Annotated in this window: 15 protein-coding genes; 7 read left to right on the plus strand and 8 right to left on the minus strand. The window is 66.0% G+C overall.

Features of this window, described 5'->3' with window-relative positions; translation table 11 throughout:
• The first annotated feature begins 72 nt into the window (after nucleotides 1-72).
• Nucleotides 73-1,425 carry a glycoside hydrolase family 43 protein gene (locus ABD693_RS01615; RefSeq protein ID WP_344695211.1) on the plus strand — a complete coding sequence of 451 codons (1,353 nt, stop codon included), beginning with the start codon at nucleotides 73-75 and terminating at the stop codon, nucleotides 1,423-1,425.
• Nucleotides 1,426-1,454: 29 nt separating this feature from the next.
• On the plus strand, nucleotides 1,455-2,468 hold the full coding sequence (locus tag ABD693_RS01620) for a glycoside hydrolase family 43 protein (RefSeq protein WP_344695212.1): 1,014 nt from the start codon (nucleotides 1,455-1,457) through the stop codon (nucleotides 2,466-2,468).
• A gap of 34 nt (nucleotides 2,469-2,502) precedes the next feature.
• Here the strand turns inward: ABD693_RS01620 and ABD693_RS01625 are convergent, their stop codons facing one another.
• The 7 genes from ABD693_RS01625 to ABD693_RS01655 form a co-directional block, all read right to left on the minus strand.
• On the minus strand, nucleotides 2,503-5,280 hold the full coding sequence (locus ABD693_RS01625) for a TonB-dependent receptor (protein WP_344695213.1): 2,778 nt from the start codon (nucleotides 5,278-5,280) through the stop codon (nucleotides 2,503-2,505).
• Nucleotides 5,281-5,418: 138 nt separating this feature from the next.
• Entirely contained in the window at nucleotides 5,419-6,723 is a 1,305-nt protein-coding gene (locus tag ABD693_RS01630) for an ABC transporter substrate-binding protein (RefSeq protein WP_344695214.1), read from the minus strand.
• On the minus strand, nucleotides 6,720-7,562 hold the full coding sequence (locus ABD693_RS01635) for a carbohydrate ABC transporter permease (RefSeq protein ID WP_344695215.1): 843 nt from the start codon (nucleotides 7,560-7,562) through the stop codon (nucleotides 6,720-6,722). The genes ABD693_RS01630 and ABD693_RS01635 overlap by 4 nt, the downstream gene beginning before the upstream one ends.
• Nucleotides 7,552-8,439, minus strand: coding sequence for a carbohydrate ABC transporter permease (locus tag ABD693_RS01640; protein WP_344695216.1), 888 nt, complete (start codon nucleotides 8,437-8,439; stop codon nucleotides 7,552-7,554). The genes ABD693_RS01635 and ABD693_RS01640 overlap by 11 nt, the downstream gene beginning before the upstream one ends.
• Nucleotides 8,436-9,518, minus strand: a complete 1,083-nt coding sequence (locus ABD693_RS01645) for an ABC transporter ATP-binding protein (protein WP_344695217.1) — start codon at nucleotides 9,516-9,518, stop codon at nucleotides 8,436-8,438. The genes ABD693_RS01640 and ABD693_RS01645 overlap by 4 nt, the downstream gene beginning before the upstream one ends.
• Nucleotides 9,519-9,566: 48 nt before the next feature.
• Entirely contained in the window at nucleotides 9,567-10,325 is a 759-nt protein-coding gene (locus ABD693_RS01650; RefSeq protein WP_344695218.1) for an inositol monophosphatase family protein, read from the minus strand.
• 33 nt (nucleotides 10,326-10,358) lie between these two features.
• Nucleotides 10,359-11,867 (minus strand): MFS transporter, encoded by a 1,509-nt coding sequence (locus tag ABD693_RS01655; protein ID WP_344695219.1) that lies wholly within the window; start codon nucleotides 11,865-11,867, stop codon nucleotides 10,359-10,361.
• 140 nt (nucleotides 11,868-12,007) lie between these two features.
• Between ABD693_RS01655 and ABD693_RS01660 the strand changes: the two genes are divergently transcribed.
• The gene (locus ABD693_RS01660) at nucleotides 12,008-13,297 is read left to right on the plus strand and encodes a sugar MFS transporter (protein ID WP_344695220.1); all 1,290 of its coding nucleotides are present in this window, start codon (nucleotides 12,008-12,010) and stop codon (nucleotides 13,295-13,297) included.
• Here the strand turns inward: ABD693_RS01660 and ABD693_RS01665 are convergent.
• Nucleotides 13,283-14,308 carry a LacI family DNA-binding transcriptional regulator gene (locus ABD693_RS01665; RefSeq protein WP_344695221.1) on the minus strand — a complete coding sequence of 342 codons (1,026 nt, stop codon included), beginning with the start codon at nucleotides 14,306-14,308 and terminating at the stop codon, nucleotides 13,283-13,285. The genes ABD693_RS01660 and ABD693_RS01665 overlap by 15 nt on opposite strands.
• Nucleotides 14,309-14,450: 142 nt before the next feature.
• Here ABD693_RS01665 and ABD693_RS01670 point away from each other — a divergent pair, with 142 nt between their 5' ends.
• The 4 genes from ABD693_RS01670 to ABD693_RS01685 are packed head-to-tail and all read left to right on the plus strand — an operon-like array spanning nucleotide 14,451 to nucleotide 22,122.
• Nucleotides 14,451-17,168: a TonB-dependent receptor gene (locus tag ABD693_RS01670; protein ID WP_344695222.1), complete on the plus strand. Its 2,718-nt coding sequence runs from the start codon at nucleotides 14,451-14,453 to the stop codon at nucleotides 17,166-17,168.
• 55 nt (nucleotides 17,169-17,223) lie between these two features.
• Nucleotides 17,224-18,741, plus strand: a complete 1,518-nt coding sequence (locus ABD693_RS01675; protein ID WP_344695223.1) for a tryptophan halogenase family protein — start codon at nucleotides 17,224-17,226, stop codon at nucleotides 18,739-18,741.
• Nucleotides 18,738-20,531 (plus strand): alpha-amylase family glycosyl hydrolase, encoded by a 1,794-nt coding sequence (locus tag ABD693_RS01680; RefSeq protein ID WP_425567240.1) that lies wholly within the window; start codon nucleotides 18,738-18,740, stop codon nucleotides 20,529-20,531. The genes ABD693_RS01675 and ABD693_RS01680 overlap by 4 nt, the downstream gene beginning before the upstream one ends.
• 10 nt (nucleotides 20,532-20,541) lie before the next feature.
• The gene (locus ABD693_RS01685; RefSeq protein ID WP_344697553.1) at nucleotides 20,542-22,122 is read left to right on the plus strand and encodes an alpha-amylase family glycosyl hydrolase; all 1,581 of its coding nucleotides are present in this window, start codon (nucleotides 20,542-20,544) and stop codon (nucleotides 22,120-22,122) included.
• Nucleotides 22,123-22,125 lie beyond the last annotated feature (3 nt).

Here is a 22,125-nt window from a genome sequence, read left to right on the forward strand (position 1 = left end):
AGTGCCTCGGTCCGCAAAAGAAAGCGCAGCCACGGCTTGTGCTCCCCTGTCGCGCCCCTACTTTCCCCTGCCATGCTCAATCAGCCCCTGCTGACCTTCGCGGTCGAGCCGCTCGAACAGGGGGATGGCTTCCTCCTGAATGTCTCGCCCAGCGACGGGAGCGGTGTCCGCAGCTACACGATCGAGGGACCCGACCCCGCCGCCTTCGAAGCCTTTTTCGATCGGCTCCACGAGGATTTCGGCACCCGCCGGCCTCATCACCTCGATCCGATCGAGGGTTATGCCGCGCCGCCGTGGCGCCCGCTCATCACCGACAATCTGTCGACCCGGATTCTGTCGGGCTATGGCGATCCGGCGGTGATGCGCTGCGTGGATGGCTGGTGGCTGGTCGCGACCTCGAACGACGCGCCCGACGCATTTCCGATCCTCCACTCCGAAGACCTCGAGCGGTGGGAGCCCCGGGGTTTCGTATTCGAGGAAGGTACGACGCCGGGCTGGACCGCGGCCGGCCAGAAGGTCGGCGACTTCTGGGCACCCGAGATCGCGCGCGTCGGCGACGAATTCTGGCTGAGCTACACCGCCCGGGCCGCCGACCGAACGCTGTCGATCGGCCTCGCCCGCGCCGCGCATCCGGCCGGCCCTTGGGTCGATAATGGCGAGCCATTGCTCACCGGCACCGTCATCGACAGCCATGTCCATGTCGATGCTTCGGGCACGCCCTGGCTCCTGTGGAAGAAGGACAGCAACAGCCACTGGCCGCGGCCGCTCGCCGGGCTGCTGCGCGAGAACCCGGACCTCATCCCGATCCTGTTCGACAACGAGGGCGACCGCCGAACCGCCGCCTTCTGCGCCGCGATCCAGCCCTTCGCCAACACGCGCCGCCCGATGGAGCGCTTTTTCCTGATGCAGCCGCTGATCCGCGCCGCGCTCGCCAACTGGCGCGAGGTCCGGACCACGCTCGAGAAAAGCGGGATTGCCGCGCACGTCGTCGAGAACATGGCGACGCCCATCTATGCGCAGCAATTGTCGGCGGACGGCCGCAGCCTCGTCGGCGAGCGCCACCTGCTGCTCGCCAACGACCTCGACTGGGAAGGCCATCTCATCGAGGGGCCTTATCTGACCTATCGGGACGGCCGCTATTTCCTGTTCTACGCGGGCAACGATTTCACCAGTCCCAGCTACGGCATCGGCTACGCGGTCGCCGATACGATCACCGGCCCCTATCGCAAGGCCGCCGAGCCGCTCCTCAAATCGCATCCCGACTGGTCGGCGCCGGGCCATGCCTCGGTCTCGGTCGGCAAGGAGGGCGAACCGCGGCTGTTCTTTCACGCCTATCATCCGGGCACCGGCGGCTATAACGTCTTCCGTGCGCTGCTGACCGTAGGCCTCTCGTTCAGCGGCGAGGAGGTACGGCTCGTCCCCTGACGGCCCGGCCGGACTTGGGAGTGCAAGCGTTGCGTCATTCGATTCTGCTCGGCCTCCTGGCCCTTTCCACCGCCGCCTCCGCCGCCAAGCCGCCGGTCTTCGAGCCGGTGCTTCGCGAGAATTTTCCCGACGCCTTCGTGATGCCCGCGGGCGACGGCAGCTTCATCGCCTACGCCACCAACGACGGCCAGAACGTGCCCATGGCGACCAGCCGCGACCTCGTGGGTTGGACCATCGTGCGCGATGCGAGCGGGAAGAAGGCGGACGCCATGCCGTCCCTCGCGCCGTGGGTGAAGCCGGGCTTCACCTGGGCACCCGAGGTGATGAAGGTCGGTGCGACCTATCTTCTCTATTACACCGCCAATCACGCCAAGCAGGACAAGCAGTGCATCGGGGTCGCCCAGAGCGCCTCCCCGCGCGGCCCGTTCGTCGACCGTTCGGACGCGCCACTCGTCTGCCAGTTCGAACTGGGCGGGTCGATCGACGCCAGCCCGTTCCGCGACAAGGACGGCAAGCTCTATCTCTACTGGAAGGCCGACGGGAACCGCATCGGCAAGCGCAGCCGGCTATGGGGCGCGGAACTCGCCGCAGACGGCAAGACGCTTGCCGGCCAGCCTAGGGACATCGGCCTCACTGACGAGGACGAGTGGGAGCAGAAAGTGATCGAGGCGCCGACCATGCTTCGCGTTCCCGAAGGCTATGCGATGCTGTTTTCGGGCGGCTATTTTGGCTGGAACGACAACCAGCGGCTCTCGCCCTATGCGATGAACTGGGCGCGCTGCGCGGGGCCGCTGGGTCCGTGCAAGGACGCCACCCCCAAGCCCATCCTCTACAGTTACAGTGATCCGGGCGGCGCCGGCTGCCTGTCGGGCCCCGGCCACCAGTCGGTGTTCCGCGCGCAAGGTGGCACCTTCATCAGTTTCCACGGCTGGGAGACGACCAAGGGGTGCCGCAAGGCGACCGACAAGCGCGTGCTCTACGTCGCCCCGTTCGGCTGGGAGAATGGCGGCCCGGTGATCGCGCCGAGCCTGCGCGCGAACTAGGCCGCCCCGTTTTCCGGAGCGGCCGACTCGCCGATCACAGCCTGGCGCGAACGCCGATGCTGAAGGTAGTCTCCTCGTAGCGGCGGAAGCGGATGTAATCCGCCCGCGCGGCGCCGTTCCGTGCCGAGCTCAGATACTCCTTGTACGGACGCTCGAGAATGTTGGTCCAGTCGCCGAACACCGTGAACTTGTCGTTGAGCGTGTAGCTCGTCGACAGGTCGAGACGCCCGGCGGGCTTGCCGTACTGATAGTAATAATCGCCGCCGAAGCTCGCCGGATTGTTGTTGTCGCGCACGTCGATGAAGCCGAGGAACTTGCCGCGCTTGTTGTAGCTGACGCGCGCCGAGAAACCGCCGCCCTCGTACATGCCGACGAGGTTGTAGGTCCATTTGGACACGCCGTAGATGTCGCGATCGCCGATGATCGGGTTTGGATCCCTGACGCTGGTGTCGAGATAGGTGACGTTCGCCTGGGCGCCGAACCCGCGCAGGAACTTCGGTACAAAGTCCCATTCGAAGAACGTCGAGACCTGCGCCTCGGCACCGTCGATCCGGCCGCTGTTGGTGTTGACCGGCTGCGTCCGCGACACCGGACCGATGATCGGATCGACATAGCGGATCGTCTGGTTCTGGAAGAAGCCCTTGAGGTCGCGGCGGAACACCGCGCCGGCGATCAACCCGGTGCGCCCGAAATAATATTCGAGGCTGGCGTCATAATTGTTCGACGTGAACGGCTTGAGGAAGGGATTGCCGCCCCCGCCATTGCGGACGCAGCCGAACGGATCGGTGGACGTCGAATTGCCGTTGGCATCGCACTGGCCGACCGGCTGCCCGAAGTCGACGGCGGGATTGAGGTCGGAGAAGTTCGGCTTGGTCCGGGTCTGGGTCGCCGCCAGGCGAAGTTGCAGGCCGGGCGTCATCCGCCAGCGGACCGACGCATTGGGCAACCAGTCGGTGTACTTGTTGCTCTCGTCGACCGGGACGGCCGGCTGCCCGGCGCGATTGGTCGTTCCAGCGACCTCGCTCTTGGTCTGGACCGCGCGGATACCGATCACGCCATCAATGTTCTCGCCGATGGCATATTTCGCCTGGAGATAGCCCGCGTAGCTTTTCTCGTTGGCGCGATAGGTCGAATTGGGGTTGGCGACAGGATCGCCGGTGGTGAACGCGACGCAGCCGTTGGGCGGATCGATCGCGACCAGCGCCGGGCAGCGACTGATGATGAACTGGCGCAGGGCGGCGATGTTGTCGCGGATGCCATCGTAAGTCGGCGACAGCCAAGAGCGAAATCCGCTCTGCACGTCGGTACCGCGGAAACCCGGATCGCTCGGTACATAGAAGGTCGGCAACTGCGCCGCGCTGACGTTAAGCGGGAGGAAGAAGGGGTAGCGGTTGCCATAGCGACGGAAAGCATCGCGATCGGTGTAGCGAACGCCGGCCTGAATGGTCGGGATGAAGGACAGGCCTGTCTCGTACGTACCGTCGAGCCGCGCCTGCCAGTCGTCGCCGGCCGCCTTCTGCGCTTCCTCGAACAGGCCGCGGAAGACGAAGTTCGCCGGATCGTTGATTCCAGGCAGCGCGCCGTAGCTGAACTGCGGCACCTCGTTATCGAAATTGACCACGACTGTCCCGGTCGGACGGAAGACGCGGTCGAAGCTTTCGGTCGAACCGCGGAAGGTCGACTTGGTCCTTGCAACGTCTCCGGTGAGTTTCAGCCGACCGAGATCGTAGCTGCCGCCCGCCGCGAATTGATAGGTGTCGGTCTTGTTGTAGGTCGCGCCTTGGAAGGTGAAGATGTCGCCGCCCGGGTTGGTTACCGTGCCGCGCGAAATGAGGTCGGTGCCAGGACGATAGACGATGTTGCTCTGGACTCCGCCGTACAGCGGCTGCTCCCAAAGGCGGTCGGCGATCCGGTTGCGGAAGCCTTGATAAAGGCCCTCGACATAGACCTGGATGTCAGGATTGATCCGCCACTGGAAGGCGCCGTTGATGCTCGGCCGGACGCGATTGCCCTGGCGGTAGAAGAGGCGCTGGATATCGGGCAGGCGTCCGCTCGGGCTCGGCGCGATGAAGTCGGTGTTGCTCGGCTCGCTGTCGAGATAGCTGAGCTCGGTCCGGCTGTAGTTGAGCAGCAATCCCATTTCGCCGCCGTCGCCGACGCCCCAGCGGGTCGAGGCGAGGAGGTTGACGTTGGGCGTCCATTCGCGCGCCTGCTTGGTGTAGAGGGCCCATAGCGAGCCCGCGATCTCGGTACCCTTGAAGTCGAACGGACGGCGCGAGCGGACATTCACCTCGCCCGCAAGGCCGGCCTCGACAAGATCGGCGGTCGAGGTCTTGAAGACTTCGAGCGCGGCGATGTTGGCGCTCGGGAAGTCCTGCAGTGCGACGACTCGGGTCTCGGCGGTGAAGATTTCCCGTCCGTTGTAGGTGGTCGCAAAATCGGGAAGGCCACGGACGAGGACGCTGTCGGCCTCGCCGCCGCGGCGAACGACCTGCAGGCCCGGGATGCGCGCCGCCGTCTCGGCGACCGCGATGTCGGGCAGCTTGCCGATGTCCTCGGCGACGATCGCGTCAACCTGCTGATCGCTGTTGCGCTTGATATTCTTGGCCGACTGGAGCGAGCGGCGAAGACCGGTGACGACGATCGCATCGTCGGTCGCCGGATCGGGCGTGGTGGCCGTCGCATCTGCAGCCGGATTGGTCTGCGCAGTGGCGTTGGGATCGGTCGTCGCCGTGGATTGCGCCATGGCGGGCGTCGCGACGATGAGCGCCGTGAAGCTCGCGGTCGAAAGCGCGATGGTCCTGATCCGCATGGGATTATCTCCGAGAAACCTCGGCGCTGGGCTATCCCCGCGCCCCCTGTTCGACGAGGCTACACCTCGCACCCATAACGTAACAATGATCTAGTTTATTTTCTTGCCGATAGGACACGCGCTGTTGCCCTCGGGAGACTAGGGGACTTCGGCCAGAAACTCGTTCACTCGCCGATCCGCGTCGGCAAGCGCGCGGCGGACCGGCTTCTGGCCGGTCATCGCCGCGGCCATCTCCTCGCCGACCAGACCCTCGACCGCATTCTGGCGAAGCACGCCGTCAGGCAGCGCGCGGCCGATCTTGGCGACGATCGCGATGTCGCTGCGGTGCGGCAGCCCGAGGAAGGCTGGCCCGTCGATCACCGACTGCACCGCCGGCAGGTGTCCGGTCCGCGCCCAGTCGCCGTTACGCGCCACCATGAAGCGGAAGAAGTCGACGATCGCCTGGCGCTCGGCCGCCGTCCGCTCGCGCTTGGGCACCACCCAGCTGTGCCCCGACACGAACATCACGTTCTTCGCGTAAAGCTGCGGAAAGGGCTGCACCGCATAGCTCTTGAACAGCGGCCGCCCAGTGGTCTTCTCCTCGGTCTCGAACTGGCCGATCATCCACGTGCCGGTCGGATAGACCCCGCCCTCGCCGCTCATGAAGGCGGCGATGGCGGCGGGCGTATCCATGTTGCTGGTGCCGATCCCTTCGGCCGTCACCTGCCGGAACAGGTTGGCGACCGCCTGGCCCTTGGGATTGTCGAGGTCGATGTGCCGGGGATCGGTGAAGACCGGTGCACCTTGCGCCATCATGTAGGTGTAGAGGATCCGCGCCGCGCCGGCGGGATCGGCGACGAGGCTCTGCAGCAGATAGGGCTTTCCCGTCCGTGCGCGGAACTGCCGCCCCTGGCTCAGCAATTCCTCGGGGCTGCGCGGAAGGATCGGCTTGCCGTCCTTCATCAGCCCGGCTTTGGCGAACAAGGCGGTGTTGATGTGCCACAGCCCGCCATGCGTGTCCCACGGCAGCCCGTACATGCGGCCCTGCCACGTCACCCCCTGCCGCGAGGCGGGGGTGAACATCGCCGGCGAAAGCCCCGCCGCCTGAAGATAGGGCTCGACCGGTTCGAGCAGCCCCTTGCCCGCATAATCGGGAATGACGCCCGTATGCATGGTGACGAGGTCGGGCGGCTGACGCGCGGCGAGCTGCGCGGTCAGCTGGCTGTAGCCCGGCCAGGCGACGACGTTCTGGCTGACCTTCGCCGCCGGATCGGCTTGGCGGAATGCGTTGATCATCGTCGTGATGATCCCGCATTCGCCCTCCGCCTTCGCGATGTCGGTAGCGGTGCCGTAGTCGCTGGTGCACTCGCCGAAGAAGCGCTGGATGTAGAGCCCCTGCCCGCGTTCCCCGCTCGAGCAGCTGCCGAGCACGAGCGCCGCCGCAACCACGCCGAGCCACCTCACTTGAGCGCCGTCCCGGCCATCGCCTGGATGATCTGCTTCTGGAAAATGAGATAGACGATGAAGATCGGCACGCTCGCGAAGACGGCCTGCGCCATCAGGAAGCCGAGGCCGCTGGTCTGCGCATAATTCATCTGCGCCGCGGCCAGTCCCACCGTCAGCGTGTACATGTCCGAGCGCGTGACCGAGATCAAAGGCCACCAATAATCGTTCCATGAGCCGAGGAAGGTGAACACCGCCAGCGTCGACTGCGCAGGCACGGTCAGCGGCAGGATGACGCGGGTGAAGATCCGCCAGTGACTCGCCCCATCGAGCCGCGCCGCTTCGTCGAGCTCCTTCGGGATCGCCCGCATATATTGGGTCATGAAGAAGACCCCGAAGCTGGTCGTCAGTCCGGGTAGAATGAGGCCGGGATAGCTGTTGTGGAGATTGGCCCAGGCGAACAGCTGATGTTGCGACAGGATCACCGCCTGCCCCGGGATGGCGAGCCCGAGGAGCACGAGCAGGAACAACGGTCGCCGACCCGGGAATTCGAGCCGCGCGAAGCCGTAGCCCGCGAGGCTGCACAGCACGAGCACGCCCGTCATCGTCCCCACCGACACGATCAGGCTGTTGAGCAGCCATCGCAGCGTCTGGCCGTTGCCGAGGATCGCCGCATAATTGCCGAGCGTCCACGGCGGGCTCAGCGCCGCCGAACTGTTGCCGATCAGCGCCGCATTGGACTTCACGCTGAGCAGCAGCGTCCAGACGAGCGGCGTCAGCATGATCGCTGCGCCGACCAGCACGCCGATCAGGGCGGGGAGCGGGAGGCGGTTGCGCCGGGTGACGGGATCATCGGCCACCCTCGCCCTCCCCCGCCCGGCCGGTCAGCCAATATTGCGTCAGCGTGACGCACAGGATGATGACGAACAGCACTTCCGCCGCAGCCTGCGCGTAGCCCAGTTCCCAGCGCCCGAAGGCGACCTCGTTCATGAACAGGACCACGGTGCGCGAGGCCCCGCTCGGGCCGCCGGCGGTCAGCAACTGCGACTGGCCGAACAGCTGCAATTGCGCCGCGGTCTGGAGCATGACGACCAGGATGGTCGTGCGCCGCAATGACGGCACTGTGATCCTTGCGAAGGTTCGCCAGCGACTCGCGCCGTCGAGCGCGGCGGCTTCGTAGAGGTCGGCCGGGACCTGCTGCAGTCCGGCAAGGAACAGCAGCATCGGCAGGCCGATCGACCACCAGATGGTGGTGATCGCCAGCGCCCAGAGCGCCAGACCCGGCGATGACAGGAATGGTAGCGGCTCGACCCCCATCCCCTTGGCGACCTCGCCCAGCAGGCCCGCGTCGGGCGCTAGGATGAAGCGCCAGATCAGGGTCACGATCGTCACTGACAGGATCGATGAACTGAAGAAGATGCCGCGCAGCACCGCCGCGCCGCGCCCCGCGCGGTTGAGGGCGAGCGCGAGGCCGAGCGCAATGATCGTCAGCAAGGGCACGATCATCAGCGCGACGAGGAAGGTGTTGATCAGGCTCTGCCCGAACACCGGGTCGGCAAACAGCCGCGCATAATTGGCGAGCCCCGCGAACCGCCCGTCGCCCCAAATGTCGATCACCTTCAGCGACAGCCACAGCCCGTGCAGCATCGGCAGGATGAGGACCAGAAGATAGACGAGGAGGAACGGCCCGACGAAGGCGAGACCCGGATCTCCGCGCCTAGCCGTTCCCGCGCTCAAGCGCCGGTCCGGTGGTAGCCCGTGCCGTCGGGTCCGAAGAGATGCGCCGCCTGGCCGTCGATCGCCAGCCGAACGCGGTCGCCCTGCTTGAGTTCGGTCGTGCCGTCGGCCTCGGCGGTGATCGCGCTGCCGTCGGCGAGGCTCGCATAGACGAGGCTGCGCTCGCCAAGCCGCTCGACCAGCAGCACCTCGGCCTCGACTCCGTCGGCGGCGACCCGGACATGCTCGGGCCGCAGTCCAAGGTCGAACGCCGAGCCCGCCGGTAGCGCCGCACGCGGAACCCGCGTGTCGATCCGCGCGCCGGTACCGAGCGTCACGCTCGCATGTTCGCCGCCATCGGCCAGTCGGACCGGAAGCATCGTCATCGCGGGCGAGCCCACGAACTGCGCGACGAAGCGGTTCGCGGGCCGCAGGTAGATTTCCATCGGCGCCGCGACCTGCTGGATCCGGCGGTCGTTGAAGACGACGATCCGGTCGGCCAGCGTCATCGCCTCGGCCTGGTCGTGGGTCACCATGATCACCCCCGCATCGACCCGCTTGCGCAATTGCGCGAGTTCGACCCGGGTCCGAAGCCGAAGCGCGGCATCGAGGTTCGACAAGGGTTCGTCGAGCAGGAATAGCCGCGGCTTCTTGACGATCGCGCGACCGATCGCGACCCGCTGGCGCTGCCCGCCCGACAGTTGCGCCGGCGTGCGCTCGAGCAGCGGCTCGATCTCGAGCACCTTGGCGGCGTCGGCGATAAGCGTGTCGATCTCGCCCTGCGGCACGCGCGCGTTCCTGAGGCCGAACGCCATGTTCTCACGCACGCTCATGTGCGGGTAGAGAGCGTAGGACTGGAACACCATCGCGACGTCGCGCGCGCCGGGCGCAAGCTGGTCGATGCGGCGATCGTCGAGGACGACCTCGCCCGCGTCGGCGGTTTCGAGCCCTGCGATGATGCGGAGGAGGGTCGTCTTGCCCGATCCCGAGGGTCCCAGAAAAGCGATGAACTCGCGCGGTGCGAGGTCAAGGTTGATCGCTTCCAGCACCGCCACGCCCTTGAATGCCTTGGAGACGCTGCGGAGTTGGAGACCAGGCACGAAATCTAACCTAGCGTAAGTTCGCGCCCCTGCAACACGCGTGATCCTTTAGTGGCGCTGGAGGAGGGCCACCGCTTCGTCGAACAATGGCTGGCTCGCCGCCGCGACCACCGCGCCCTCGGCGAAATCGTCCTCGCCGCGCCAGTTGCCGATGACCCCGCCGGCGCCGCGCACCACGGGTACCAGCGCGGCCCAGTCGTGGCGGTGAAGCTTGTTCTCGACGACGAGGTCGAGATGTCCCGCCGCGAGCCGCGCATAGGCCAGCGCGTCGTAGCCGTAGCGTGCCAGCCGCGCGGCCCTCCGCACCCGCGAGAAGGCGTCATATTCCTCGCCTTCGAACAGATAGGGATCGGTGGTCGACAGCCGTGCGTCGGACATTCGTTCGCACCCCGACACCGCCACACGCACGCCATTGCACAGCGTTTCGCCCGGCAGCCCGACCAGCAATTCGTCCAGCACCGGGGCATCGATGAAGCCCGCGACCGGCACGCCATCGTCCATCACCGCCACAAGCGTGGTCCAGCTCGGCAGCCCGCACACCAGGGCCCGGGTCCCGTCGACCGGATCGAGCAGCCAGCGCCGCCGCGCCTCCGCCCGCACGATCCCATATTCCTCGCCCTCGATCCCGTCCTCGGGGAAGGCCCGTTCGATCTCGGCCCGAAGCGACCGCTCCGCCGCCCGGTCGATCTCGGTCACCGGATCGTAGCCCGCCCCCGCCTTGTTGTCGGCTTGAGGCACCGGCTGACCCAAGGTGACGCCGCGGGCCGTTGCGGAGAGTTGCTCGAGGAACGATCGGAGGTCGGTCATCACCGGTGTTTAGTAAGGATAAACCCCGATCGCCTAGGCCTCTTCGCGGACGCGAAGCGTGGCGAGCGCTGCCAGTCCCATCACGCCGGCGGCAAAAGCCATGGTCCAGATCGGCTGATCGGGGAAAAACGCCTTCATGATCGAGCCCATGACGGTAGCGACGAGAAGCTGCGGCACGACGATGAAGATGTTGAACAGACCCATGTACGTGCCGAGCTTGGCCTGCGGCAGGCTGCTGGCGAGGATGGCGTAAGGCATGGCGAGGATCGAAGCCCACGCGATGCCGACGCCGATCTCGGCGATCAGCAGGTGCTGGGGATCGCGGAAGAAGAAGAAGCTCGCGTAGCCGAGCGCACCCGCCGTGAGGCACAAAGCGTGGGTGCGGGCCTTGCCGATGCGCTTGGCGAGCGCGGGCAATAGCGCCAGCGCGGCGACGGCGGCGACGCCGTTGTAGACAGCGAACAGCACGCCGACCCAGTTGCCGGCTTCCTGGTAGGCCGCACTCGACGCGTCGCTCGATCCGAAGAAGTTCTGCGCGACCACCGGGGTCGTGTTGATCCACATGATGAACAGCGCCGACCAGCTGAAGAACTGCACGACTGCGAGCTGCTTCATCACCGGCGGCATGCCAGCGAAATCGCCGACGAGGCTGCCGAGCATGTTGGCCGGCCGACCCTGCTTGGCGAAGGTGATGGCGATGGCCGACAAGAGGCCGTAGCCGACCAGCAGGGCACCGAGGAGGTAGACCTCCTTCTCGAGCTTGAGTTCGGCGACGGCAAGGATCACGACCCCACCGGCGACCGCCCACAGCAGGCTGGAAAGATAGTTGCGGGCTGCAAGGGCGCGGATGGTCTCGCCGTCGCTGCCGAGCGATTCTTCGCCGAAGCTGCGCATTTCCTCGGGGCTGTATTCGCGGGTCGTCAGCACGGTCCACATGACCGCACCGAACAGCGCCGCGCCGCCGGCCCAGAAGCTCCACTTCACCGTGTCGGGGATGTTGCCAGTCGCGGCGACGTTGGAGACGCCCCAATGCTCGAGGAGATAGGGGAAGATCGAGCCCATCACCGCGCCCGCGCCGATGAAGGCGGTCTGCACGGCATAGCCAGCCGTATGCTGGTCCTTGCGCAGCTGATCGCCAACGAAGGCGCGGAACGGCTCCATGGAGATGTTGAGGCTGGCGTCCAGCGTCCACAACAACAGCGCCGCCATCAGGAGGACGTGCGCGAGCGGCATCAGCAGCAGCGACAGCGCGGCCAGCAGGGCGCCGGCCACGAAGTAGGGGCGGCGTCGGCCGAAGCGACCGAGCCAGGTGCGATCGCTCATGAAGCCGATGATCGGCTGGACGAGAAGGCCGGTGAGCGGGGCCGCGATCCACAAGGCGGGAAGGTCGTCGAGGCTTGCGCCCAGCGACTGGAAGACACGGCTCATGTTCGCATTCTGAAGCGCGAAGCCGATCTGGATCCCGAAGAAGCCGAACGAGATGTTCCACAACCCCGCCCAGCTCTGCCGCGGCTTTTCGAGCCGGCCCGTCACCTGATCCATGAAACACTCCTCCTGCCGCGGACGAAAGCAGGATAATCGCGCCGTAACAATCCTTTGTGCGCTGCAGCAGAATAGGTATTCACAGATGACACGGGTGCGCCCTATGGTCACAAGTGAACGCTCACATTGGGGGATACAAGATGGCAGTGGCCGCTCCGACTGCAACAGACGCGCAAGCGACCGAGGGCGGCGTCGATGCCCCGGAACTGCGCTATTTCGTCTTTGCGCTGTTCTTCATCTTCGGTGGCATCACTAGCCTCAACGACGTCATTCTGCCCAAGCTGAAAGAGCTGTTCACGCTCAATTACACGCAGGCGATGCTGGTGCAGTTCTGCTTCTTCACCGCCTATCTGGTGATCGGCATCCCGGGCGCGCAGCTCGTCAAGCGGATCGGCTACATGCGCGGCGCGATGACGGGCCTGCTCGTGATGATGGCGGGTTGCCTCCTCTTCATTCCCGCGTCGAGCACCGCGACCTACGGCCTGTTCCTGTTCGCGCTGTTCATCCTCGCCAGCGGCGTCGTCGTCGTGCAGGTCGTCGCCAACCCGTTGATCAGTATGCTCGGGCCGCAAAAGACGGTGCACAGCCGGCTGACCTTCGCGCAGGCGTTCAACAGCCTCGGCACGACCGTCTTCCCGATCGTCGGCTCCGCGCTGATCCTCGGCAGCCTTGCCAATGTCGATGCGAGCAAGCTGACCGGCGCTGCGCTCGACAGCTATCGCGCGGCCGAGACCAGCGCGATCGTCCACACCTATATCGGCCTCGCAGTCGCGCTGCTGGTGATTGCGGGTGCGGTCTATCTGTTCCGCAATCGCCTGCATGGCGAGCATCACGAGCACAGCTCTCCGCTGGCCGGCTTCTCGCTCCTTCGCCGCAAGCGCTTCGGCTGGGGCGCGTTGTGCATCTTCCTGTATGTCGGCGCCGAAGTGTCGATCGGCTCGCTGATCGTCAGCTACCTCCAGCAGAAGCACGTTCTCGGCCTGACCGAGCGCGGCGCGGGCGACATGATCTTCATGTACTGGGGCGGCGCGATGATCGGCCGCTTCATCGGCTCGGCACTGCTTCGGGTGATCAATCCCGGCCAGCTGCTGGCGATGGTCGCCGCCGGCGCGATCGCGCTCATCCTCATTTCGACCAACACCACCGGCGCGGTCGCGGCCTACAGCCTGCTTGCGATCGGCCTGATGAACTCGATCATGTTCCCGACGATCTTCAGCCTCGCCTGCGAGAGGCTCGGCGCACGCGCGGCGGACGGTTCGGGCATCATCAACATCGCCATCTTCGGCGGCGCGGTGGTGCCGCTGCTGACCGGCATGCTGGCCGACACCAGCGGACGGCTCGGCATCGCGCTGCTGCTTCCGGCTGCCTGCTATGCGGTGATCGCGGCCTACGGGCTCTATGCCCGCCGGCCAGCCTCAGACGAGGCTTGAGCCGCGGACCTTCAGGGTAACGGGTAGGAGGGTCGCGGCGCTGTCGCGGCCCTCGATCCGTTCGATCAAGGCTTCAACGAGCGCCACACCGGCGGCGCGGGCATCCTGCGCAACGGTGGTCAGCGGCGGGGTCGAATAACCGGCGGCCGACAGATCGTCGAACCCGACCACGGCCACGTCCTGGGGCACACGGCGGCCCTTTTCCTGCAGCGCCTTCATCGCTCCGATTGCGGCCAGGTCCGATGCGGCGAAAATCGCGTCATAGGGCACGCGCCGTTGCTCGAGTTCGGCAACGGCGGCGCGGCCTTCCTCCTCACTTGGCCCCGCATCGACCCGGAGCCCGTCGAGCACGCTGAGGTTGGCCTGGTCGTGCGCGCGGACATAGCCGGCGTAGCGGTCGAGGAATTCGGGATAGGCGTCGCTCGCGGTGCCGACGAAGGCGACCTGCCGCCGGCCGGTTCCGAGCAGGTGGCGCGTCGCCTCGAAGCCTCCGCCTTCATTGTCGGAGCCCACCACGATGCCGAATTCGCCCGCGCGCGGATTGCCCCAGCAGACAAAATGCGCGCCGCGCCGGACCAGCTGCTCGAGCCGCGGACGATAAAGGGTGTAGTCGCCGTAGCCGAGCAGGATGATCCCGTCGGCCTTGCGACTGTCCTCATAATCGACGTGCCAGTCGTCGGAGAGCTGCTGAAAGCTGATCAAGAGGTCGTAGCCATGCGCGGCGCAGGTCCGCACCATCGAGCCGACCATGCTGAGGTAGAAAGGGTTGATCAGCGTTTCGTCGGGCGTCGGGTCCTCGAAGAACAGCAGCGCGATCGTCCGGCTCTGCTGGCGGCGCAGCCCGCTGGCGTTCTTGTCGACCTTGTACTGGAGCTGCTCGGCGGCCGCGAGGACGCGGGCGCGTGTCTCCGCGCTGACCGCGGGATTGCCGGACAAGGCGCGGCTCACGGTCGGCTGGGACACCCCCGCCAGGGCCGCAATGTCGAATGAAGTCGGGCGCCTCTGCGTCATTGCGGACACAGTGTAGCGACCTGAATACGTATGTATACCCGCCCCTTATCCTGTTCTCCTGCGAAATGACTGGTAAGTTTCCACCATGTGACAGGCGCCTGTCTGGGTCGTTCTGCGCCGGTCCTTGGAGGGGACAATCAGGATGAATACGACGAAGTTTACGAGCCGCTTTGCAATGGCGGCGAGCCCGCTGGCACTCGGCATGGCGATGCTTGCGACACCCGCGAGCGCGCAGACCGCCGACAGCACGGCGACCGCCCAGCCGACCACCGCCGACGCGGCCACGCAGCCCGCGACCGACACCGACAAGGACACGATCGTCGTCACCGGCTTCCGCCGCTCGCTGCAGAGCGCGGTGAACACCAAGAAGCGCCAGGCGCAGGTGGTCGAATCGGTCACCGCCGAAGACATCGGCAAGCTCCCCGACAACGGCATCGGCGAATCGATCGCCCGCCTCCCCGGCCTCTCGGCCCAGCGCGCCCAGGGCCGCGCCAACATCATCTCGATCCGCGGCTTCGGTCCCGACTTCTCGGTGACGACGCTCAACGGCCGCGAGCAGACCACCACCAACGACAGCCGCGCGGTCGAATTCGACCAGTTCCCGTCGGAAATCCTCAACCAGGTCGTCGTCTACAAGACCGCGGCCGCGAACCTCATCAGCCAGGGCCTGGTCGGCACGATCGACCTGCGGACCATCCGCCCGCTCGACGTGTCGAAGCGCGTCCTCGCGGTGGGCGCCCGTGGCACCTACACCGACATGAAGCTCAACAAGGACACGAGCGACCTCGGTTATCGTGCCTATGCGACCTTCGTCGACAAGTTCGCCGACGACCGGATCGGCGTCGCGCTGTCGACCTCGTACACCGACGAGCCCTATCACTCGCGCGAGTGGGCGGCCTGGGGCTATGACCCGGTCAACCCGGGCCAGTATCTCTTCACCGGTTCGAAGACCTACAACAACTCGAGCCAGCTGAAGCGCTTCGGCCTCAACGCCACCGTGCAGGGCCGAGTCAGCGACACGATCACCGCGACGGTCGACGGCTTCTATTCGAACTTCAAGGACCGCTTCGACTCGCGTTGGTTCGAGTTCCCGGCGTTCCCGGCCTATGCCGGCACCGTGCTCAGCAACGCGCAGGTCGACAGCAATGGCCTCGTCACCAGCGGCACGCTGAACAACGTCTTCGGCATCGCCCGCAACGACACCAACGACCGCAAGGCGGACCTCTACTCGGTCGGCGGCAACATCGCCTACAACGGCAACAACGGCTGGCGCGGTTTCATCGACGCGGCCTGGTCGCGCACCGACCGCACCGACCAGAATCTGCAGGCGACCGCCGGCACCGGCTATGCCCGCTCGGGTCAGCCGACCACCATCACCTTCCAGATGGGTCCGAAGGGTCCGACCTTCACCAACAGCGTGAACTATTCGGATCCGACCAAGATCTTCCTCACCGATACGCAGGGCTGGGGCGGTTCGACCATTCAGGCCGGCTATGACAACGTCCGCACCACGCGCGACGACCTCGCCCAGTACAAGGCCGAGATCGAGCGCGAGATCGGCGGTCCGATCGAGAGCATCAAGGTCGGCATCGGCTACACCGATCGCAGCAAGAACCTGTCGGCGGTCGAGGCCTATCTCGTTCCCGCCGGCGGCGCGCTTGCGATCGCGGTTCCGACCAACCTGCTGCTCGAGCCGACCGTGGTCGGCCGGGGCATCGGCCCGATCCTGACCTTCGATCCGCGTGCGGTGGTCAATGCCGGCGTCCTCGCGCGTCAGCCGAACAACTTCGGCGCCGACAAGGGCTATAACGTCACCGAGAAGCTGCTCCAGCCGTACATCATGGCGAACATCAAGCAGCCGCTTGGTTCGTCGGAGCTGACCGGCAACGTCGGCTTCCAGGCCGTCCGCGCCGAGCAGTCGTCGACCGGCTTCACCTTCCCGAGCGGCGTTCGCACTCAGCTGACCGCGAAGAAGACCTATTGGGACTATCTGCCGAGCGCCAACCTCGCGCTGCGCATGCCCAACGACATCGTGGTCCGCGGCGCCGCCTCGATCCAGATCATGCGTCCGCGCATGCCTGATCTGACGGTCAACATCGGCTACGGCACCAACACCAACACCGGCTTCATCGAAGGCAGCGGCGGCAACCCGTACCTCAAGCCGCACAAGGCGTTTGCGGTCGACCTCAACATCGAGAAGTATTTCGGCTCGAAGGGCTACATCGCGCTCCAGCTCTTCAACAAGAAGATGCTGCGCTACATCGCCAAGGGCACGATCCCGTTCGACTACAGCGCCTTCCCGGCTCCGCCCGTGGCGCCGACGCGTGGCCCGATCGGCTTCCTGACGGCGCAGGCCAACACCAAGGGCGGGTACATCCGCGGTCTCGAAATCGCCGGCACCCTGCCGTTCGACATGCTGACCCCGGCGCTCGACGGCTTCGGCCTGACCGGCGGCTACGGCTACACCGAAACCAAGGTGAAGAACTTCACCAATCAGCCGGACGTCATTCCGGGCTACTCGAAGCATGTCGCAAGCCTCACCGCTTTCTACGAGCGGGGTGGCTTCGGGGTGCGCGGGTCGATGCGTTACCGTTCGAAGTTCCAGGGCGACTTCCGCGCCTTCGACGGTCCGATCGTTCGCGAGAACGTGCTGGCGGAAACGGTGTACGACGCGCAGGTCGGTTACGACTTCCAGAAGGGCTCGCGCCTCGAAGGGCTGTCGCTCTACCTGCAGGGCCAGAACCTGACCGACGAGCCGTCGCGGACCCTTCCCGGCAATGCGGTGTCGGACCAGGAGTATCTGCGTTACGCCACCTACGGGCGGCGGTTCCTGGCGGGCTTCACCTACAAGTTCCGCTAAACCCATCGGGAGCGGCGCCGCGAGCCATCGCGGCGCCGCTTTTTCGAGGCGAACCATGGGCGATCCAGGCGGACTCGATATCGTCATTGCCGGCGGCGGAACGGCCGGATGGATGGCGGCCGCCGCCCTCGCCCGCTTCCTCGAGGACGGAAGCCGCATCACGCTCGTCGAGTCCGAGGCAATCGGAACCGTCGGGGTGGGCGAAGCGACCATTCCGCAGATCCACAATTTCCTCGCCGCGCTCGGGATCGCGCAGGCCGAGTTCCTCGCCGCCACCAATGCGACCTTCAAGCTCGGGATCGAGTTTGGCGGATGGCGCGCACCCGATCACAGCTACATTCATGCGTTCGGCGCGACCGGACGCGGCAGCGGGCTTATCCCCTTCCGGCAGCTCTGGCTGCGCGGACGGGCCGAAGGCTTTGCCGACGACTTTGGCGCCTATTCGCCCAATGGCGTCGCAGCGCTGGCCGGACGGATGGCGCCGCCTTCTCCTCAGCCGACGTCGATCCCCGATCTCGTCACCGCCTTCCATCTCGACGCGTCGCTGTTCGCAGCCTTCCTGCGCAATTATGCCGAGGCGCGCGGCGTACGACGCGAAGAGGGGCGCATCGTCAACGTCGAGCAGCACGGCCCAAGCGGCTCGGTCACGGCGCTGCAGCTGGAGGGCGAACGGCGCGTCGCCGGCGACCTCTTCATCGACTGCACCGGCTTTCGCAGCCTGCTCCTTGGCGAAACCTGCGGGGTCCCATTCGAGGACTGGTCGCACTGGCTTCCGAACGATCGCGCAATCGCGGTGCCCTGTGCGAGCAGCGCGGCATTTCGACCCTACACACAGTCGCTCGCGCGCAAGGCGGGGTGGCAGTGGCGCATTCCGCTACAGCACCGCACCGGCAACGGGCATGTCTATTGCAGCGGCGCCATCGGCGACGACGAAGCTGCGGACATCCTCCTCGCCAATCTCGACGGCGCGGCCCTCGGCGAGCCGCGCCCGCTGCGCTTCAAGGCCGGCCGGCGTGCGCAGGCCTGGTCGGGCAATGTCGTGGCGCTGGGGCTTGCGGCGGGTTTCATGGAGCCGCTGGAATCGACCAGCATCCACCTCGTTCAGTCGGGCATCGCGCGGCTCCTCGAGCTTCTTCCGCGCGAGGCGGAATTCGCCGCGGCGCGGGCGACCTTCAACCGCGTGACGGCGCTCGAATGGACGCAGATCCGCGACTTCCTGATCCTGCATTACAAGGCGAATGGGCGTGTCGGCGAACCCTATTGGGACCAGCTTCGCGCCATGCCGATCCCCGACAGCCTCGCTTCCAAGATCGCCCTGTTCGAAGAAGCGGGTGCGATCGTCCGTGACGAAGGCGAGCTGTTCACCGAGGAAGGCTGGGGACAGGTCATGATCGGTCAGGGCCTCGAGCCCCGAAGCTGGTCCCCGCTCGCCGACACCATCCCGTCCGGGGAATTGCGCGACTATCTCGCAACACTCGTCCATGCCTACCGCCGAAAGGCCGCCGCCATGCCCTCGCACCGCGAGCATGTGGCGAGCCTGCTCGGCCTCTCTTCCATGAAGGAACCTGCGTGATCCTGTCCCTTGCCGCCGCGGCGGTCGCCTCCCTGTCCGTGCAAGCTCCGGCTGCCGATCTGCGCCAGCGCCTGCCGCAGGACGAGGTGATCTACTTCCTGCTTCCCGACCGCTTCGACAATGGCGATCCCCGCAACGATCGCGGAGGGCTCAAGGGTGGGCCGCTGCAGACCGGTTTCGACCCGACGTCGAAGGGCTTCTATAATGGCGGTGACCTCAAGGGGCTGACCCGACGGCTCGACTATCTGCAGGGCCTCGGCGTCACCGCCATCTGGTTCGCGCCCATCTTCAAGAACAAGCCGGTGCAGGGTCCGGCGGGCAAGGAAAGCGCGGGCTATCACGGCTATTGGGTGACCGACTTCACCTCGATCGACCCGCATTTCGGCACCAACGACGAGTTCAAGGCCTTCGTCGAAGCGGCGCATGCGCGCGGCATGAAGGTGTACATGGACATCATCACGAACCACACCGCGGACGTGATCAAGTTTGCCGAATGCGAGGCGGCCAACGCCTGTCCGTATCGCTCGATCGCCGACTACCCCTATCAGCGCCGTGGCGGGCCTGGCGGCAAGGCGATCAACCCCGGCTTCACCGGCGAGACCGACCGTTCGCCCGGGAACTTCGCCAAGCTGACCGACCCCAATTACGCCTACACGCTCAGCACGCCCAAGTCGGAACTCAACGCCAAGAAGCCGGCGTGGCTGAACGACCCCCTGCTCTATCACAATCGTGGTGACAGCACCTTTACCGGCGAGAGCTCGACCATGGGCGATTTCGTCGGGCTCGACGATCTGATGACCGAGAATCCGAAGGTCGTGGCGGGCTTCATCGAGGTTTATGGAAGCTGGATCGACCGGTTCGGGATCGACGGCTTCCGGATCGATACCGCGCGGCATGTGAACCCCGAATTCTGGCAGCAGTTCGCGCCGGCGATGAAGGCGCGCGCGGCGGCGCGCGGCATTCCGAACTTCCACATCTTCGGCGAAGTCTATGACGACAGCGGTGAGCCCGGCCGGCTCGCGCAGCATGTCGTCCGTGACCAGCTGCCCGCGGTGCTCGACTTCGCCTTCTTCGCGACCGCTGTGAAGACGATCGCACGCAACCAGCCGACCGAGCTCTTCCGCACGCTCCAGTCGCAGGACGTGCTTTATCCGGGTGGCGAGACGACCGCGCGGCAGCTGCCGACCTTTCTCGGCAACCATGACGCCGGCCACTTCGCCTCCTACGTGCGCAACGAGAACAAGACCGCGACCCCGGCCGAACTCCTGCAACGCGTGATGGTCGGCAACGTCCTGCTGTTCACCTGGCGCGGCGTGCCGACCGTCTACTCGGGCGACGAGCAGGGCTTTGTCGGCAAGGGTGGCGACCAGGATTCGCGCCAGACGCTCTTTCCTTCGAAGGTCGCGAGCTACAACGAGGATTTCCTCCTCGGCACCACCCGCACGACGGCGACCGAGAACTTCGATCCGCAGCATCCGCTCTACAAGCTCATCGCCGAGCTCTCGGCCATTCGCCGCGGCAGCGAAGCCTTGCGGATGGGCGACACCCGCATCCTCGCGACCGAGGACAAACCCGGGCTCCTCGCCTTCTCGCGCACCGCGACCAGCGAACAGGTGATCGTCGCCGCCAATACCTCGGCGAGCGAAATCACCCGCAACATTGCGGTGCCGACTGACATCACCTCGCTGGCAAGACTGACCGGCGCCTGCCCGGTGCGCCCGATCGCGCCCGGCACGGTACAGGTCACGCTTCCTGCCTTCGGTTATGCGGTGTGCCGTGCAGCGCGCTGAGAGCCTCATCATGCCGCAGTCGCGCAGCACCCTCCCCTGGTGGCAGGGCGCCACCATCTATCAGATCTATCCGCGCAGCTTCTGCGATTCGAACGGGGACGGGATCGGCGACCTTCCCGGGATCACGGCCAAGCTCGACCATGTCGCCGGGCTCGGCGCCGACGCGGTATGGATCTCGCCCTTCTTCACCTCGCCGATGCGCGACTTCGGCTACGACGTCGCCGACTATCGCTCGGTCGATCCGATCTTCGGCAGCAACGAGGACCTCGATGCGCTGATCGCCCGCGCACACGGCCTCGGGCTCAAGGTGCTGATCGATCTCGTCTTCGCGCACACCAGCGACGAGCATCCGTGGTTCAGGGAAAGCCGCTCGAGCCGCACCAACGCCAAGGCCGACTGGTATGTCTGGGCCGATCCCAAGCCCGACGGCTCGCCGCCGAGCAACTGGCAGTCGGTGTTCGGCGGGCCGAGCTGGACCTGGGACGCCCGGCGCGAGCAATATTACCACCACAATTTCCTCAAGGAGCAGCCGCAGCTCAACGGCCATCATCCGGCCGTGCAGGACGCGCTGCTGGAGATCGTGCGTTACTGGCTTGAGCGTGGGGTCGACGGGTTCCGGTTCGATGCCATCAACTTCATGATGCATGATCCGGCATTGACCGATAATCCGCCGGTCAAGGATCCGGCCAAACGCACGCGGCCCTTCGACCTTCAGCATCATTTAAACAATCAATCGCAGCCCGAGATCGCGCAGTTCCTCGAGCGCGTCCGCACCCTGCTCGACGATTATGGCGCCTTTGCAGTGGCCGAAGTCGGCGGTGAGCAGGCGTTCCGCGAGATGCACGATTATACCGCCGACGGTCGCCTCCACAGCGCCTACGGCTTCGATTACCTTTACGCCGACCGCCTGACCCCGGCGCTCGTCGCGCAGTCGGCGGCGCATTGGGCGGCGAGCGAAGTCGCGGGCTGGCCGAGCTGGGCGTTCGAGAACCACGACGCGCCCCGCGCCGTCTCCCGCTGGGTCGCGCCCGAGCACCGCGCGCAATTCGCGCGGATGAAGGTGCTCCTGCTCGCGGCGCTGCGCGGGACGATCATTCTCTTTCAGGGCGAGGAACTGGGACTCACCCAGGTCGACGTCCCGTTCGAGCAACTCCAGGATCCCGAGGCGATCGCCAACTGGCCGCAGACCCTGAGCCGCGACGGTGTCCGGACACCGATGCCGTGGCTCGCATCGGACGAGGGGCATGGCTTCACGCGCGGCAAGCCGTGGTTGCCGTTCGGGCCGGATCATGCCGGGCTGAGCGTCGAGACGCAGATCGAGGACCCTGCCTCGCTCCTGCACTTCACCAAGCGCACGATCGCCTTTCGCAATAGCCAGCCGGCGCTTCGCTGGGGAGACCTGCGGATCGTCACGGCCGAAGAGACGCTGCTCGTTTTCGACCGCAGCTTCGAGGGGCAGACGATCCGCTGCCGCTTCAACCTTGGTGATCATCCGGTCCGCTCTCCCGCGGAGGGCCGACGGATCTCCGAGACTGGCGATGTTTCCGCCGACACCCTCGGCGCCTACGCCGCATCGATCGAGGTCCTGTAACTA

The organism is Sphingomonas rosea (assembly GCF_039538065.1).
GTDB lineage: Bacteria > Pseudomonadota > Alphaproteobacteria > Sphingomonadales > Sphingomonadaceae > Sphingomicrobium > Sphingomicrobium rosea.

Excerpts from the sequence above, each read along its gene's own strand:
- ABD693_RS01615 (WP_344695211.1), top strand. The coding sequence starts at position 73 with ATGCTCAATCAGCCCCTGCTGACCTTCGCGGTCGAGCCGCTCGAACAG.
- ABD693_RS01685 (WP_344697553.1), top strand. The coding sequence starts at position 20,542 with ATGCCGCAGTCGCGCAGCACCCTCCCCTGGTGGCAGGGCGCCACCATC.
- ABD693_RS01650 (WP_344695218.1), bottom strand. The coding sequence starts at position 10,325 with ATGACCGACCTCCGATCGTTCCTCGAGCAACTCTCCGCAACGGCCCGC.
- ABD693_RS01675 (WP_344695223.1), top strand. The coding sequence starts at position 17,224 with ATGGGCGATCCAGGCGGACTCGATATCGTCATTGCCGGCGGCGGAACG.
- ABD693_RS01655 (WP_344695219.1), bottom strand. The coding sequence starts at position 11,867 with ATGGATCAGGTGACGGGCCGGCTCGAAAAGCCGCGGCAGAGCTGGGCG.
- ABD693_RS01670 (WP_344695222.1), top strand. The coding sequence starts at position 14,451 with ATGAATACGACGAAGTTTACGAGCCGCTTTGCAATGGCGGCGAGCCCG.
- ABD693_RS01660 (WP_344695220.1), top strand. The coding sequence starts at position 12,008 with ATGGCAGTGGCCGCTCCGACTGCAACAGACGCGCAAGCGACCGAGGGC.
- ABD693_RS01665 (WP_344695221.1), bottom strand. The coding sequence starts at position 14,308 with ATGACGCAGAGGCGCCCGACTTCATTCGACATTGCGGCCCTGGCGGGG.
- ABD693_RS01625 (WP_344695213.1), bottom strand. The coding sequence starts at position 5,280 with ATGCGGATCAGGACCATCGCGCTTTCGACCGCGAGCTTCACGGCGCTC.